At 40.5% G+C, this 14,628-nt stretch carries 15 protein-coding genes and 1 tRNA gene; 11 read left to right on the top strand and 5 right to left on the bottom strand.

What is annotated here, in order from left to right:
• Positions 1–292: 292 nt before the first annotated feature.
• Together RWZ05_RS07710 and menA are read right to left on the bottom strand one after the other, a co-directional pair.
• Positions 293–1,114 carry a MetQ/NlpA family ABC transporter substrate-binding protein gene (locus RWZ05_RS07710; protein WP_314643423.1) on the bottom strand — a complete coding sequence of 274 codons (822 nt, stop codon included), beginning with the start codon at positions 1,112–1,114 and terminating at the stop codon, positions 293–295.
• 118 nt (positions 1,115–1,232) lie between these two features.
• Entirely contained in the window at positions 1,233–2,129 is an 897-nt protein-coding gene (menA, locus tag RWZ05_RS07705; RefSeq protein WP_314643421.1) for a 1,4-dihydroxy-2-naphthoate octaprenyltransferase, read from the bottom strand.
• A 210-nt stretch (positions 2,130–2,339) separates the two neighbouring features.
• Here menA and RWZ05_RS07700 point away from each other — a divergent pair, with 210 nt between their 5' ends.
• The 4 genes from RWZ05_RS07700 (at position 2,340) to RWZ05_RS07685 (ending at position 5,799) form a co-directional block, all read left to right on the top strand.
• Entirely contained in the window at positions 2,340–3,284 is a 945-nt protein-coding gene (locus tag RWZ05_RS07700) for a hypothetical protein (RefSeq protein ID WP_314643419.1), read from the top strand.
• Between the two features lies 1 nt (position 3,285).
• The gene (locus RWZ05_RS07695) at positions 3,286–4,062 is read left to right on the top strand and encodes a hypothetical protein (protein ID WP_314643417.1); all 777 of its coding nucleotides are present in this window, start codon (positions 3,286–3,288) and stop codon (positions 4,060–4,062) included.
• Positions 4,063–4,178: 116 nt separating this feature from the next.
• On the top strand, positions 4,179–4,550 hold the full coding sequence (locus RWZ05_RS07690; protein WP_314643415.1) for a RidA family protein: 372 nt from the start codon (positions 4,179–4,181) through the stop codon (positions 4,548–4,550).
• 1 nt (position 4,551) lies between these two features.
• Positions 4,552–5,799, top strand: a complete 1,248-nt coding sequence (locus tag RWZ05_RS07685) for an L-serine ammonia-lyase, iron-sulfur-dependent, subunit alpha (RefSeq protein ID WP_314643413.1) — start codon at positions 4,552–4,554, stop codon at positions 5,797–5,799.
• A gap of 52 nt (positions 5,800–5,851) precedes the next feature.
• On the opposite strand, the gene RWZ05_RS07680 is transcribed toward RWZ05_RS07685, so the two are convergent.
• From RWZ05_RS07680 to tadA, 3 genes are all read right to left on the bottom strand, one after another.
• Positions 5,852–7,039 (bottom strand): MFS transporter, encoded by a 1,188-nt coding sequence (locus tag RWZ05_RS07680; RefSeq protein ID WP_314643411.1) that lies wholly within the window; start codon positions 7,037–7,039, stop codon positions 5,852–5,854.
• A 59-nt stretch (positions 7,040–7,098) separates the two neighbouring features.
• Positions 7,099–7,189 (bottom strand) — tRNA-Ser (locus RWZ05_RS07675).
• On the bottom strand, positions 7,143–7,688 hold the full coding sequence (tadA, locus tag RWZ05_RS07670; RefSeq protein ID WP_314643425.1) for a tRNA adenosine(34) deaminase TadA: 546 nt from the start codon (positions 7,686–7,688) through the stop codon (positions 7,143–7,145). The genes RWZ05_RS07675 and tadA overlap by 47 nt, the downstream gene beginning before the upstream one ends.
• A gap of 84 nt (positions 7,689–7,772) precedes the next feature.
• Between tadA and RWZ05_RS07665 the strand changes: the two genes are divergently transcribed.
• The 7 genes from RWZ05_RS07665 to RWZ05_RS07635 all read left to right on the top strand — a co-directional run bounded on the left by RWZ05_RS07665 (position 7,773) and on the right by RWZ05_RS07635 (position 14,576).
• The gene (locus RWZ05_RS07665; RefSeq protein ID WP_314643409.1) at positions 7,773–8,396 is read left to right on the top strand and encodes a trimeric intracellular cation channel family protein; all 624 of its coding nucleotides are present in this window, start codon (positions 7,773–7,775) and stop codon (positions 8,394–8,396) included.
• A gap of 143 nt (positions 8,397–8,539) precedes the next feature.
• Entirely contained in the window at positions 8,540–10,357 is a 1,818-nt protein-coding gene (locus RWZ05_RS07660) for a DUF4127 family protein (RefSeq protein WP_314643407.1), read from the top strand.
• Positions 10,358–10,367: 10 nt separating this feature from the next.
• A complete protein-coding gene (locus RWZ05_RS07655) occupies positions 10,368–11,489 on the top strand; it encodes an acyltransferase (RefSeq protein WP_314643405.1) in 1,122 nt (373 codons plus the stop codon).
• 185 nt (positions 11,490–11,674) lie between these two features.
• Positions 11,675–12,532, top strand: coding sequence for an aminotransferase class IV (locus RWZ05_RS07650; protein ID WP_314643403.1), 858 nt, complete (start codon positions 11,675–11,677; stop codon positions 12,530–12,532).
• 57 nt (positions 12,533–12,589) lie between these two features.
• Complete coding sequence (locus RWZ05_RS07645; RefSeq protein WP_314643401.1) at positions 12,590–13,636, top strand: methionine ABC transporter ATP-binding protein; 1,047 nt, start codon at positions 12,590–12,592, stop codon at positions 13,634–13,636.
• Positions 13,617–14,270, top strand: coding sequence for a methionine ABC transporter permease (locus RWZ05_RS07640; protein WP_273298949.1), 654 nt, complete (start codon positions 13,617–13,619; stop codon positions 14,268–14,270). Before RWZ05_RS07645 ends, RWZ05_RS07640 begins: the two co-directional genes overlap by 20 nt.
• A gap of 9 nt (positions 14,271–14,279) precedes the next feature.
• Positions 14,280–14,576, top strand: a complete 297-nt coding sequence (locus RWZ05_RS07635) for a YerC/YecD family TrpR-related protein (RefSeq protein ID WP_314643399.1) — start codon at positions 14,280–14,282, stop codon at positions 14,574–14,576.
• Positions 14,577–14,628: the final 52 nt, after the last annotated feature.

Raw genomic sequence — 14,628 nt, 5'->3', positions numbered from 1 at the left:
ACTCTTTATAGTCTAATTCCTCCAATACAGCATCAAGTAACCGCACAGGCGCTGTCTCTTTTATCAGAATGCCATAATCCAATGGTAAAACTAGTTGGCGGGGCATGACTAGTTTGGTATAATTAGGTTCATTGGTATGGTTTTTCTTCATAATTTAATTATACCAATGAAAAGGGCCCTTCGGGGTCCTTTTTGCTTAGAAATACAAAAGCTCCGAGTTGATTTCTATAATCAACTCAGAGCTTTTAAATTTAAGGGGCTGTTTTGTTACAGCCCCTTTTTTTTGTGTACCTTAGAATGCAGGAACAACTGCACCTTTGTATTTTTCTTCAATGAATTTTTTGATTTCAGGGCTGTGAAGTGCGTCCATCAATTTTCTAATCTTAGGATCGTTTTCATTGCCTTTAAGTACAGTTACGATATTAACGTAAGGGGAATCTTTAGATTCGATTGCCAATGCATCTTTACCAGGGTTTAGACCTGCATTTAATGCAAAGTTAGTATTGATAGCTGCTAAAGCTACATCGTCAAGAGAACGAGGTACTTGAGCTGCTTCCAATTCAACGAATTGGTATCCATTAGGGTTAGAAGCGATATCTTGAACTGTAGACAAGATGTTGCTGGAGTCTTTCAAAGTGATAAGACCTTGTTTTTGTAATAATAACAATGCACGACCACCATTTGTAGGGTCATTTGGAATAGCGATTTTAGCACCTTTAGGAAGATCTTTCAAATCTTTGATTTGACGGGAATATAAGCCCATTGGTTCAAGGTGAACGCCACCAGCAGATACTAATGGAAGGTTGTGAGCTTTTGCGAATTCGTCCATGTAAGGTACATGTTGGAAGAAGTTAGCATCGATTTCTTTGTCACCCAACGCAAGGTTAGGTGTATTGTAATCAGTGAATTCAGTGATTTTCAATTCAATACCATCTTTTGCTAAGATAGGTTTAACTTGTTCCAAGATTTCTGCATGAGGTACTGCTGTAGCACCGATTTTTAATACTTGTTTGCCGTTGTTAGCAGCTTGTTTGTTATTGTCGTTACCGCAACCTGCGATCAATAAAGCACCGCCAAGGATTACAGTAGCCGCTAATGCTAAAAATTTTCTCATTAGACACACTCCTTGTAGAATCATTACATATAAAATATTAAATCTATAATACTAAAATATTCCCTATCTATCAAGAAGGATTTAGTATAGGTTCTCCATAACTAAAAGCTATGGAGGGCTACTTGCCCAAAATAAGTCCAATAGACCACATGAGTTGGTATATCATAGCGGCACCCGCTGTGGTACCCATGGCCTTGTCTAATTGGAACTCATCTGTTTTAGTACTTAATGTATGGATTGTTTTGAAAGCTAATGGCGCTGCGAGGAATGCCAATAAGGAGAACCATGTCATATGTCCTACGATAATCCACGCCACAATCCAAATAAAATTAAAGATGTACATAATGCTCATCAAGCTAAGAGCTCGTTCACGACCCAGTACGATCGGTAATGTACGACGACCGTGGTTTTCATCATTGCGAATATCTCGAATATTATTGGTAAGCATGATGGAGCCAACCAACAACGTAGATGGAATAGCAGGAATTAATAGTGCTAAAGATAGTTCACGAGTCCAAGCATATCCAGTAATGAGTACGATGGCCAGACCCATGGCGATACCAGAAGAAATTTCTCCAAAGGGCGTACGAGAAATTGGTTTCGGACCACCGGAGTAGAGGAAACTAATAAGAATACATGCGAAGCCGGCTGGAACATAATACCATGTGATTGTAGCAGATAAATAAGCCCCGATGATGATTGGCACAACCATGAGTACTTTAATCATCGTTACGATGAGCTCAGGGGTGATGGCACCACGAGTAATAGAGCCAGCATTACCGACCTTTTGTCCTGCATCGAGACCGGATTTGAAATCTTTATATTCATTCCACAGGTTTGCTACGATTTGCGCCGTAACAACAGCTAAGAAAATAAGTACTGTGTGGAAAATCGCGAGGCCTGTACCACGAGCTGCGCCAAATGCATAATAACTAAAGGAGGCACCTAAAATAGTAGGCCCCAATGCAGCTGCTAATGTGCGCGGTCTAGTGAGAGGGATTAGTTCTTGTATCATAATAAAAGCACAACTAGTGTGCACTCCTTTCTATTTCTCATGCATGCATCATGTTCACATGTCTATTTATGTATTGTATAGCAGAAAGGAAAGGTTGTAAATTATACTATATAATTATAAATGTCGATATAGTATAATAATAAATATATGTAGTGTAGATTATTATTTTAGTATATACGAATATTGTATTGTTAAAATGTGAGGTGTCTTATGAGAGCTCTCAATAAAAAAGTGATGACATTGGCTTGTGCTACATGTTTAACCGTTGGCATGGGTGCAGTGGCATGTGCAGATACAGTAGACTTAGGCTATGGTTTATATGGTACGACGTCTACTAATGTCAAAGCAGTAGAGATGTCGCATATTTCGTCAGATGAAACTATGCGCACTCGTGCAGATAATGAAATTCTTCTCAAAGCAAATGAAAATGCTCTTGCTACCATTAATGAATTCTTAAAAAAAGAGTATTCTGCACCAGTGAAGCCTATGACAGACTTGATCGTTGATGGCGTATCTTGGTATCAATTGCAAGGTACAAATGAACAAGGCCATCATGTGGGGTATTTGATATCTATTGATTATTCTAAATCTGCACTTGATCAAGTGATTGGTATAAACCAAGTCGTTTCAGAAAAAGGATCTGGGTCGGATAAAGCGAAGATAAAGCGCGATACGTATAAAGGGATAACCGAATACACAAAGCTTACTGCTCAGCATCAATTGTCTTCCTTAAAGGGTGAATCTTTAGAAGGCAGAAAATTAGAGAAATCCGTTAAAGATATAAATCTTAAACTACCTTTAGCATTAAGTGATGAATTAAATAAGGTGCCTTTAACTAGTAAAGGCATGTCTGTTGAAGACCAACAAGAGCTAATTAATATCCTTAAGTTTGGTGTGAAACAACTTCAAGTGGATGCAACACATTTGTCATATAAGCCGGTTCAAACACGTTATGGTACAGCAGTAACTGGTAATGCTCGTGTAGCTATTAGCTATGATGGCTTTAAATATCCATTTTCTGTGACTAGTTTCGCAATACCTACTGATAAAGGGGTGGTCCTACAATTTTTATGGTCTGAAGATTCTAGCCATGACTATTGGGCTAATGAATTGAATCGTATGTATCAAACACAATCTCTTAAGGGAGGTAAATAAAATGAAATCTTTAAAAGTATTAGCTTGTACTGCTTGCCTTTTGGGAACTGTATCTGGTGTAGGACTTGCTAAGGATGTACAAACTATTGGGGGCGCTATGGTTGTGCCTAACAATGTTAATGTTGTTTCTGCATCTAAAACAAATACTCGTGATTTTGTAGAAAAACAGTTAAAGGAGAATTCTTCAAAATCTTCGATAGCAAACATGATGGCTAAGGAGTTTCTTCAAAACTTAGGTACTAATTTTGATATATACCAATTACAAGGAAACGATAAAACAGGTCAAAAGGATGCATTCCTAGTAGCTGTAGATGTAAAGCAAGTGGCGCAACAAGTGGCTAAGGACAAAGCTAATGACCCTATGTTTGTAGCTGCTATGGCGGCTCTTGAAAAGGGGCAAATTGATCCTGTTACAGAACAACTTATGCTAGGTGCCATTAATAAGCAAATTCCAACCACTACAACTGTAGTCCCTTTAAATGATCCAAAACGTTATGCTAATCTTAAGACCCGGTCAGGTGAACTGCTTATAAAACCTAGAACGCTTACTGTAGAAGATGCGGAACAAGTGCATCCTGTTGGGGGTACAAAATATCAAACTTATGCAGCAAGTTCTCGCTTATTATATGCAGATGGAAATGTACAAACTCCAATGTATGCAAATGCTGCATTTGTGTTGAAGCCAGGTAAACCGGTATTGTACGTAGGTGTAACAAGTGATGTACAACGGGATTATTTCAAACCGATATTTGACAACGCATTCAAATCTATTAAATAATTTATTATATACGTACTTTTACAGCGTACGGCATATATAGCGAGCTAAAAAGGTAAGTCTCGTCCATGAAACTAGTTATATTTATTTTTAATTATATTTATTAAAGGAGAATTATCATGAAAACAATTTTCACAGACAAAGCACCAGCCGCAGTAGGTCCTTACTCTCAAGCTAAAGTAGTAAACGGTTTATTATTCGCTTCTGGTCAAATTCCACTCAATCCTGCAACTGGTTCCATTGTAGCAGGTGGCATCGTAGAGCAAACTGAACAAGTATGCAAAAACATTGATGCTGTATTGGCTGAAGCAGGTTCAGACTTCTCTGAAGTTATTAAAACAACTTGTTTCTTAGCCGATATTGCTGACTTCAAAGCTTTCAACGAAGTTTATGCTAAATATTTCACTTCTAAACCAGCTCGTTCTTGCGTAGCAGTAAAAGACCTTCCATTGGGTGCTTTGGTAGAAGTGGAATTTATTGCGGAAGTATAAGATGAATTATATTTCTTTGCTACAGTCAGAGATGCGTCCAGCCTTCGGTTGTACTGAGCCCATTGCATTGGCTTATGCGGCTGCGAAGGCAGTCTCTGTCTTGGAGGAGTTTCCAAATCATATTCACGCACGATGCAGTGCGAATATTATTAAGAACGTTAAATCTGTAGTAATCCCTAATTCTGGTGGTCGTAAGGGCCTTACGGCCGCCACCACTCTAGGGGCTATCGTAGGTCACCCAGAGCGTGAGTTAGAGGTACTAGAATCTGCTACAGATGAAGATCGTAAATGGCTTGGCACATTACTTGATGCCAATTTCTGTACTGTTTCGCTCGCTGAAGGTGTAGATAATCTATATATTGAGATTACTGCTGAAACAGATGAACATACGGCTGTAGTTCGTATTGAAAATGATCATACGAATGTAACTTATGTTGCTGTAGATGGTGAGATTATTTCTGAAACAGTTAATGAAATTAAAAAAGCAGCGAATACTGAATATGCTATGACTTTTGATAGCATTTATGAATTTGCCTTAACTGGCGATATTTCTGATATCCTTCCTCAAATTAAACAACAAGTTGAGTATAATACTGCCATTTCCAAGGAAGGTTTATCTAACGATTACGGTGCTAACATTGGCCAATTATTACTCTTGGACGATGAAAATCCATCGCTTGAAACGAAATGTAAAGCTCGTGCAGCGGCTGGCTCTGATGCACGTATGAGCGGGTGCCCATTGCCTGTAGTGATCTGCTCTGGCTCTGGTAACCAAGGTTTAACCGTATCTGTACCAATTATTACGACTGCCGAGGAACTTGGTAAAAGTGATGATGAACTGTATCGAGCGCTAGTCTTTGCTAACTTGTTAACACTGTACGTTAAATCTGGCATTGGTAAATTATCCGCATACTGCGGCGTTGTATCTGCTGGTGTTGTAAGTGTAGCAGGCATAGCCTTCTTGAAAGGTGATAGCAAGGATGTCATCGAGAATACCCTTGTAAATGGTCTTGCAAGTCTATCTGGTATCGTATGTGATGGTGCAAAACCATCCTGTGCAGGTAAAATTGCAATCTCCCTTGATGGCGCCTTTATGGGATATAAACAAGCACGCCTTAATAAGAATTACCAAAAAGGCGATGGCCTTGTAGCATACTCCGTTGACGAAACCATCCGCAGTATTGGTACTGTGGCTCAAGGTATGAAAGAAACGGACGTAGTTATCTTGAATGAAATGCTAAAACACTAATTTAGCTAACTATATAAGCCCCCTTCTGTGAAGGGGGCTTTCTCTATTATAATTATTGTAACTTTTTAGGATCTTTCAGTATCAATGATGCCCCAAGACCCATTACGAGGAATGGAACCAGTATCATCATAGCAACAGGGAGGGAGTAGGTATCTGCTAGTTTACCTACTACAGGGGCGATGACACCGCCGATGGTTTGGCTCACGCCGAGGGTAATACCCGATGCAAAGCCAATACTTTTAGCAAGGTAGGTTTGGCCTAGTACGATAACAGGGCTATAGCTAATAGCTTTGGCAGCGCCGATTATGAGTAGTAGCAAGTAGGCTACAGGCATCATGATGAGTGGTGAGAAGGTTGGCACCTCTGTTAATAGGAACATGGCTGGCAACCAAACTAATAAAGAGAGTCTGATAATCTTGATAGGACCATATTTATCGCCCAATAAACCACCAATATAGGTCATGAAGATACCAATACTAAAGAATACAGTTAATGCAAAACTACCTTGTTCTGGGCTTGTACCGAGTTCACGAGTCCAGAAAATCGGAATAAATGCATTGATAACACGGAAGTTTACCGATTGGCTTAGAATGATGACGAATAAGATACCGAAGTATTTCCAGTAGTTCTTTAGAGGTTTTGCCGCTACCGTTGGACTTTCAGTAGCCACTGCTTGCTCGATAGTGCGTGCATGAGCTACGATGCGAGGCATTAGTACGAATAATATAGTAAATATAATAATACCTACTACGGTGAAAGCCGCTAATCCATGAGGCCCAACAGTATAGGCAATGGCGCCTACAAAGAGTGGACCAAAGGCGAAGCCTGAGCTGCCGCCGATGGCAAAGGTGCCCATGGCCTTACCTTTTTTGCCACCACCAAGGCGGTTCATAATCTTGGCACCTTCTGGATGGAAGATAGAAGAGCCTACACCTGCTAAGGTGGCACAAAGGAGTAAGCTTTCATAAGTGGTAACAAAGCCCATCATCCCTGTGCTACAAGCAGAAAGCAAAACGCCGAAAGCAATGAGCCGTGGTTGGTTGATTTTATCTGATATATAGCCTAATAATGGCTGTAATAGTGAAGATAATGCTGTATTGGCTAAAATGAGGAAGCCTGCTTGCTCTAAGCTAAGCCCATAGGTATAAATGAATAGCGGTAAGAGGGCAGGTAACACACTTTGGCAGGAGTCGTTAATCATGTGACTCACTGTGATGAGATAAGGGTAATATTTTTTCATAGTAGTGGTCCCTTTATAAAAAAAGCGCTAACTACAGTTAGCGCTTTAAACATTCTAGTTGGCAGAGGAGGAGGGATTTGAACCCCCGCGCCGGTTGCCCGACCTACCGCATTTCGAGTGCGGACCCTTCAGCCTCTTGGGTACTCCTCCGTGCTTTACGGCGCTCCTTAAAGAAGTCTTTCATAATTTGGCTACATTCATCGCCTAGCACACCTGATGCCAGTTCAGGTTCGTGATTTAAACCTGGATGAGAGAGCACATTGAATAGCGATTCTACGGCGCCTCCTTTGTAATCGCTAGCACCATATACAACACGGTCAATACGACTGTTAATAATGGCTCCAGCGCACATCGGACATGGCTCTATCGTAACATACAGGGTACAACCAGTCAACCGCCAGCGCTTGAGGACATCGCATGCTTCTCGAATGACGAGGACCTCTGCATGAGCTGTTGCATCATGATCTAATTCACGACGATTATGGTGGCGTGACACGATTGTATTATCTTTTACTAGAATGGCGCCAATGGGAATCTCTCCAAGGCTGTAAGCCTTGCGTGCCTCCTCCATAGCAAAGGCCATAAAATACTCATCTCGAGTGCGCTCATCCATGTTTTCTATGTCTGCAGGTGTAATGTCTTTTGTCATTCTCATACCTCTTAATGTATAATATCTTACATAAAGTCTATCATAGTGTACGCAGTAATGCGAATAGATTGTGTGGGGGGGATTATGGATATTATTTGGTATATATTTGATATGATTGGTACCATTGCCTTTGCTATCTCTGGCGCTCTCGTTGGGGTAGCACGAAAAATGGATATTTTTGGTATGGCCGTCTTGGCGTTAGCTACGGCCATTGGCGGTGGTATTGTGCGGGATGTTCTGATCGGATTTTTCCCACCTATCTCATTGCGCAATGTTGTATATGTGACAGTGGTTATTTCTGTCACCATCATCGTATTTATTATGTATAATAGCCGCTATCGTAAACATGCGATGGGACCTCGCAGTCGAGCAGGATATTTGTTAGCCGATGCGTTAGGTTTGGCATCCTTTACAGTAACAGGCGCTTCTGCTGGATTTAAACTCTATCCTGAGTTGCCGATTTTCATTGTATTACTAGGGACAATTACTGCCGTTGGGGGCGGTATTATCCGCGATATGTTGGCGCAACGGATTCCGTCCGTTCTAAAAGAAGATGTGTACGCCCTTCCGAGTATCATTGGAGGTATCGTTTACTATTTAATGGCTATTTCTGGTTGGGTTGGCGAGTCCGTATATAGCTTCACCGTTGTACTAGTAATTCGATTATTAGCGATTAAATATCACTGGAGCTTGCCAAAGGTGCGATAATTCCTTAATATTTGCGAATTATCGGACAAATGATATAATTACTCTGTTGATAATTTCATAAAAGTGTCAGAAAAAGAGAGTATTATATAAGAGTTAATTTTGCGAGTCGGGAGTACTCGCGTACACAGAAGGAGATTTGATTCATGACAAATAAATGGTTGAAAGTAGCTTTAATGGCAGCAGCTATTGCTACCGGTACATCCATCAATATTGATGCGGAAACCGTATTGTATGTCCCACAAGATGATCGCCCTGTAAGCTTGCAATATACAGTTGATACAGCGCGTGAAGCGGGGATGACTGTGTTGACACCACCTCAAAACTTGATTTCAGGTAAAACATACCAGGGTCAGGCTGACCAAATCATGGATTGGGTTGAACAAAATGCAGGCCGTGCAGATGTTCTGGTATTAAGCACAGATACTCTTATTTATGGTGGTCTTGTAGATTCTCGTAAACATAACATTCCACTTAGCACCTTAGAAAGTCGTTTAAAACGTATTGAAGGATTAAAAAATCGTCATAAAAATGTACGTATTTATGGCTTTGGTACAGTAATGCGTTCTCCACGTGCTAGCGGTGGCGGTACTGAACCAGCATACTATGCTGAATATGGTCCAACAATTTTCCAAATCGCTGCATTACAAGATAAATTGGACTCTGGGTCTTTGACACAAGAGGAAACTCAAAAATTGATGAGTCTTCAAGCTTCTGTTCCTATAGAGTACTTACAAGACTGGTTTAATCGCCGTCAAAAGAATATGAAAATCAACAAAGAGTTGATTGATGGAACCCGTAGTGGCGTATTTGACTACTTTGCATTGGGCCATGATGATACATCTCAATTATCCCAATCTGCATTAGAAAGTCGTTATCTCAGCAAATATTCCAAGGATATTCCTGTTGAAAAATATGGTAGCTTCCCTGGTGCTGACCAACTTGGTCTCTTATTGATGGCGCGTTCTCGTACAGATGTGAGTACAGAAAAACCAACTTTCTCCGTAATCTACCCACTCGGTGGTGGCGGTAAAACATTGCCAGGTTACGAAGACCAAACCATCGATAAAACAATTGCAGAACACGTTGAGGCTGTAGGTGGCACTATGGTGACACAAGGCAAACCAACTGTATTATTGGCTGTAAATACACCTCTTACTACAAGCACTAGTGAGTCTGAAAACTTTGAGAACTTCCCGATGATTTCTAACTCTACAAATGCTTTCGTAGATCGCATTCAACAAGCTGTAGATTCTGGCGTGAATGTAAGCGTTGCAGATATTGCTTATAACAATGGTGCAGATAATACATTATTATCTGCTATGTATAAACGTGACATGTTATACAAAATTGGTGCATACAATGGTTGGAATACAGCAAGTAATACGGTAGGTTATGCTATTGCACAAGGCCTGTTGTTGAAATCCATGAGTCCAGATGGTCATCACGACATGTTGACTCAACAATACTTGGATAACTGGGCGTACCAAGCGAATATCCGTAAAGATATTTACCGTATGCAAGATTCCATCCGTACAGATAATGTGCGTTACTCTGGCGAGTTGAACGAACGCCTTGAAAGTTACTTAGGTGAACGTATTCAAGATTTCGCTGAAAAATACTTGAAAGTAGATCCTCGTACAGTAAAAGCTACATTCCCATGGGGCCGTCTGTTTGAAACAGCTATCACGATTTATGACAAACCAGTGGTACCTCTTGAAAAAGAATTGCGCTTGAAACGCGAAGAAGAAGCGCGTATTAAAGCTGAAGCAGAGGCTAAAGCTAAAGCAGATGCAGCTACAAAGGCGGCAGCAGAAGCTAATGGCCAAGCTACACCTGCGCAACCAGTAAAAGCTGAAGCTCCTAAAACAACATCATCTGTTGCTCCAGTAGTTAAACAACCAGCTACTACATCTCAGGGTCCGCGCATCGTGCCGACACCTGCCGTTGTACCTGGTCAATAATGAATAGGGAATGGCTATGAAAAAAGCATTTTTACCGGAAATTACTTATATGCGTGGCCTCTGTATGCTCGGTGTTATCGGCATACATGTAGGATCCTACGCATTGCAAAACCCTTTTGTAAATTTGCAACTCATTAGCGTTTTAGAAATTCTATCGCGCTTTGGGGTACCTGCGTTTTTCTTCCTCTCTGCATTTGGATTATTTTATCGTACCTCTGTAGAGGATCCATTCTCATATAAGGAATTTATGCACCGCCGCATTCAGGTGGTGCTATTTCCATATATTACGTGGTCCATCTTTTACTTGCTCTATACAGGGCTGATGGCGCATAACCTAGGCAATCTACGTCCCGGGCCATTGGTGATTAACTTACTCTTTGGTACATCTATGTATCATCTATATTTTATGGTTATCTTGCTGTGGTTCTACGTGATGATGCCTCTGTGGCGTGCTATGGTGAAAGTCATTTTAAAACGGCCTGTGTTCTGGATGGTCTTACTATTTGTCATCCAAGTCGGCATCGACTATGTATCATCGTATATGCTCGGTCGTTGGGTCATGGAAAACCTCAGCAATCATCCTGTGCTGAAATATCTCTTTGATATGCGACTCAACTATTGGGTAATCCACTATGTGTGGATATTCCTCTTAGGTGCCGTATGTGCTGAAAGATACGAAACGGTATGCGACTATATGTGGCGTTATCGTTATCTATTAGGTGCTAGTGCCGTAGGTTCTGTGTTGTTAATGCTCGGTTCCTATTACTATGTAATGGATGTATGGCATTACACTGTACTAGAAGCTATTTACACCGTACATCAAATGAGTCCGATGGGGGTTCTCTACACTGGTTTGGGGACGATGTTTGGCTTGTTCTTATTCCAAACATTGCCTATGAATGCAACCATGGAATCTATTTGGTCTGAGATAGGGGATAAGTCCTATGGAATTTATTTAGTGCATCCGTTTTGGTTGTTGATCATCTCTGGTGTGATGGCTAAATATAATCTCCTCTATACAGTGGTCAATGTCCTTGCTATGTATATTATGGCGCTAGGATTATCGTATTTGACTACAGTAGCGTTAAGTTATGTGCCTAAACCATTGCGTAAATTTATATTAGGTAACTAATTTATATAATTAGAAATACATCCGCTAGGACATAGTTTTTAACTATGGTATCCTAGCGGATTTTTGTATATCTAAATAATATCTTTCACAAAGTAAAGTGTGAAAATTTGAAAGTAATTGTGTTATAATAAATTCATGATGATTACTACTTGATAGAGTAACGAAATAGAAAAAGAGGTGCTCCTATGCAAGAATTAACATATTTTAACGGTGAATTCGTTGAACCAGGCGCCAGAGTTATCAGTATTGATGACCGTGGCTATTTGTTTGGTGACTCTGTATATGAGGTTGTGCGCGTCGTAAAAGGCCGTTGCTTCGCATTGTCTTACCACCAAGATCGTTTATATCGCTCTATGCGTGAAATGGATATTCCTGTAAAAATGACTCCTGATGATTTGACTGAGTTGCACGAGATTTTAATCGAGCAAAGTGAAATCAAAGAGGGGTATATTTATTTACAAATCTCCCGTGGTGTTGCACCGCGTCGTCATGCATATGATCGTTCTAAACTAGAACCACAAATGCTCATGTCTATCCGTACTTTAGATTTAGATGAAGTTAATAAATTGGGTGAAGGCGTGAAGGCTATTGCATTACCTGATGAGCGTTGGGACAAAGTAGATATTAAGACGACAAACTTGATTCCAAATATCTTGGCGCAAACAAAAGCAGAAAAGAAATTTGCTTATACTGCCATGTTATTCCGTGATGGCATTTGTACAGAAGGTGCTACTTCCAATGTATTTGCTGTAAAAGATGGTATCTTGTATACGCATCCAGCCGATAATCACATCTTGAAGGGGATCACTCGTCAAATGATTGTCACACGTGTTGCACCATCTCTAGGTATTACTCTCATCGAAAAAGAATTTGACCGCGCCTTTGTTGATGATGCGGACGAACTATTCTTTACCGACACAATTGGTGGTGTCATCCCGATTATTAAGCTAGATAAAAATCCTGTATCTGGTGGTAAACCAGGTCATGTGACACTTCGTCTACGGGAAGCTTTAGAAAAATTGATGGAAGAAGGGTTGCCTTAATAGGTAAGCTGATTTCATTGAATGGTAAAAACGTTTACCTTAAGAAAGGAAATTATTTTGATACAATTAGAACACATTAGTAAAGTCTATGAAGGTGCTACTCGTGTGGAAGCATTGAAAGATATTAGCCTCAATGTAAAAGAAGGTGAAATCTTTGGCATTATCGGTCAATCTGGGGCCGGTAAATCCACCTTGATCCGATGCATCAACATGCTCGAAGCTCCTACATCTGGCTCTGTTATTGTAGATGGTACAGACTTAACAAAACTTAGCAAATCCGATTTACGTAAAGCACGTAAAGATATCGGTATGATTTTCCAACATTTTAACCTTTTGTCCTCTCGTACAGTATATGACAATGTGGCGTTCCCATTAGAATTACAAGGTATGAGCAAGGCTGAAATCAAGGAGCGTATCGAGCCAATTCTCGATATCGTAGGCCTTACAGACCGTATGAACAACTATCCATCTCAATTGTCTGGCGGTCAAAAACAACGTGTTGGTATCGCTCGTGCCTTAGCGTCGAATCCAAAGGTTCTCCTTTGTGATGAAGCTACATCTGCTCTAGATCCGCAAACAACAGAATCTATTTTGAAATTGTTGAAAGATATCAATGAAAAGATGGGCCTCACTATCGTCCTCATTACACATGAGATGCACGTTATTCGTGAAATCTGTGACCGTGTAGCAGTTATTGAAGGCGGCGTTATTCTTGAAGAAGGTAGCACTGTTGAAGTATTCACACATCCTCGCGAAAATACCACAAAAGAGTTCATTAGCTCTGTAGTGAGTGATAACTTGCCTCCAGAAGCTTTAGAACACTTTGAATTGCATGACCAATGGATTGCAGGTACAGCTCCATTAGTACGCCTTAAGTTTACAGGTCAAGCAACAGATGAACCTGTAGTGGCAGGCCTTGTACGACGCTTTGATTTGGACGTAAGCATCCTCTTTGGTGGCATTGATTACATTCAAAATATAAGTGTTGGTCGCCTTATCGTCATCTTAAATGGCGATCCTGAAAATGCACAAGCAGGCTTAGACTACATCAAAACATTACCAATTGAAAGCGAGGTGATCGGTTATGTCAGAGCAAATCATTAATCTACTCATAACTGGTACCCTTGATACATTGCAAATGACCATCATCTCTACGGTAATGGCAATGTTGCTTGGTATCCCTCTCGGTGTCGTTTTGGTGGTAACATCGAAAGGTCACATCTTAGAAAATGTAGCTCTTAACAAAGTGTTGGGCGCCATCGTAAATGCGACGCGTTCAGTACCGTTCATTATTTTGATGGTTGCTATCATTCCCTTTACACGTATGGTAGTAGGTACATCTATCGGTACCACTGCAGCTTGTGTACCCTTGACAATTGCGGCCATTCCATTCTTAGCACGCCTTGTAGAAACATCTATTAAAGATATCAACTTTGGTGTTATTGAGGCGGCTCAATCCATGGGTGCAAGCCCGCTCCAAATTATTTGGAAAGTATTATTACCAGAAGCATTGCCTACGATTATTGACAATGTAACGGTTCTTATCGTTAACCTTATCGGTTACTCTGCAATGGCTGGCGCTATCGGTGGCGGTGGCCTCGGTGACATTGCTATCCGATATGGTTATCAACGTTTCCAAGCAGATATTATGATTGCTACCATCATCATCTTGATTATTTTGGTGCAAGTTGTACAAATGATTGGTGATGCTTGGTCTAAAGCGATGAATAAGAAGTAGGAGGATCCTATGAGCATCAATGAAAAATTGAGAAGTCAACAAAACGATGAGTTATTCACCGCTATTTTAACTCTTGAAAATATTGAGGAATGCTATGCATTTTTCGAAGATATTTGTACGATTAATGAATTAAAAGCTTTATCTCAACGCTTACAAGTAGCAAAAATGTTGCGCGCAGGGGATAGTTATGAAAAAATCGTAGAAGAAACAGGCGCGAGTACGGCAACGATTAGCCGTGTAAAACGATGCCTAGTCTATGGTGCTGATGGCTATACATTAGCTTTAGATCGACTAGGAGCAAAATAATATAACCTAGCATGACAACGGTGGCCCTTTGGCGACCGTTGATGTGCTATCT

It is taken from the genome of uncultured Veillonella sp., assembly GCF_963543145.1.
Taxonomy (GTDB): Bacteria; Bacillota; Negativicutes; order Veillonellales; family Veillonellaceae; genus Veillonella.
This window is presented reverse-complemented; position numbering and strand designations above follow the sequence as displayed.

What these genes read in the sequence shown, in the direction of transcription:
- RWZ05_RS07710 (WP_314643423.1), bottom strand. Translation starts at nt 1,114, where the DNA reads ATGAGAAAATTTTTAGCATTAGCGGCTACTGTAATCCTTGGCGGTGCT.
- menA (WP_314643421.1), bottom strand. Translation starts at nt 2,129, where the DNA reads ATGATACAAGAACTAATCCCTCTCACTAGACCGCGCACATTAGCAGCT.
- RWZ05_RS07700 (WP_314643419.1), top strand. Translation starts at nt 2,340, where the DNA reads ATGAGAGCTCTCAATAAAAAAGTGATGACATTGGCTTGTGCTACATGT.
- RWZ05_RS07695 (WP_314643417.1), top strand. Translation starts at nt 3,286, where the DNA reads ATGAAATCTTTAAAAGTATTAGCTTGTACTGCTTGCCTTTTGGGAACT.
- RWZ05_RS07690 (WP_314643415.1), top strand. Translation starts at nt 4,179, where the DNA reads ATGAAAACAATTTTCACAGACAAAGCACCAGCCGCAGTAGGTCCTTAC.
- RWZ05_RS07685 (WP_314643413.1), top strand. Translation starts at nt 4,552, where the DNA reads ATGAATTATATTTCTTTGCTACAGTCAGAGATGCGTCCAGCCTTCGGT.
- RWZ05_RS07680 (WP_314643411.1), bottom strand. Translation starts at nt 7,039, where the DNA reads ATGAAAAAATATTACCCTTATCTCATCACAGTGAGTCACATGATTAAC.
- tadA (WP_314643425.1), bottom strand. Translation starts at nt 7,688, where the DNA reads ATGACAAAAGACATTACACCTGCAGACATAGAAAACATGGATGAGCGC.
- RWZ05_RS07665 (WP_314643409.1), top strand. Translation starts at nt 7,773, where the DNA reads ATGGATATTATTTGGTATATATTTGATATGATTGGTACCATTGCCTTT.
- RWZ05_RS07660 (WP_314643407.1), top strand. Translation starts at nt 8,540, where the DNA reads ATGACAAATAAATGGTTGAAAGTAGCTTTAATGGCAGCAGCTATTGCT.
- RWZ05_RS07655 (WP_314643405.1), top strand. Translation starts at nt 10,368, where the DNA reads ATGGCTATGAAAAAAGCATTTTTACCGGAAATTACTTATATGCGTGGC.
- RWZ05_RS07650 (WP_314643403.1), top strand. Translation starts at nt 11,675, where the DNA reads ATGCAAGAATTAACATATTTTAACGGTGAATTCGTTGAACCAGGCGCC.
- RWZ05_RS07640 (WP_273298949.1), top strand. Translation starts at nt 13,617, where the DNA reads ATGTCAGAGCAAATCATTAATCTACTCATAACTGGTACCCTTGATACA.
- RWZ05_RS07635 (WP_314643399.1), top strand. Translation starts at nt 14,280, where the DNA reads ATGAGCATCAATGAAAAATTGAGAAGTCAACAAAACGATGAGTTATTC.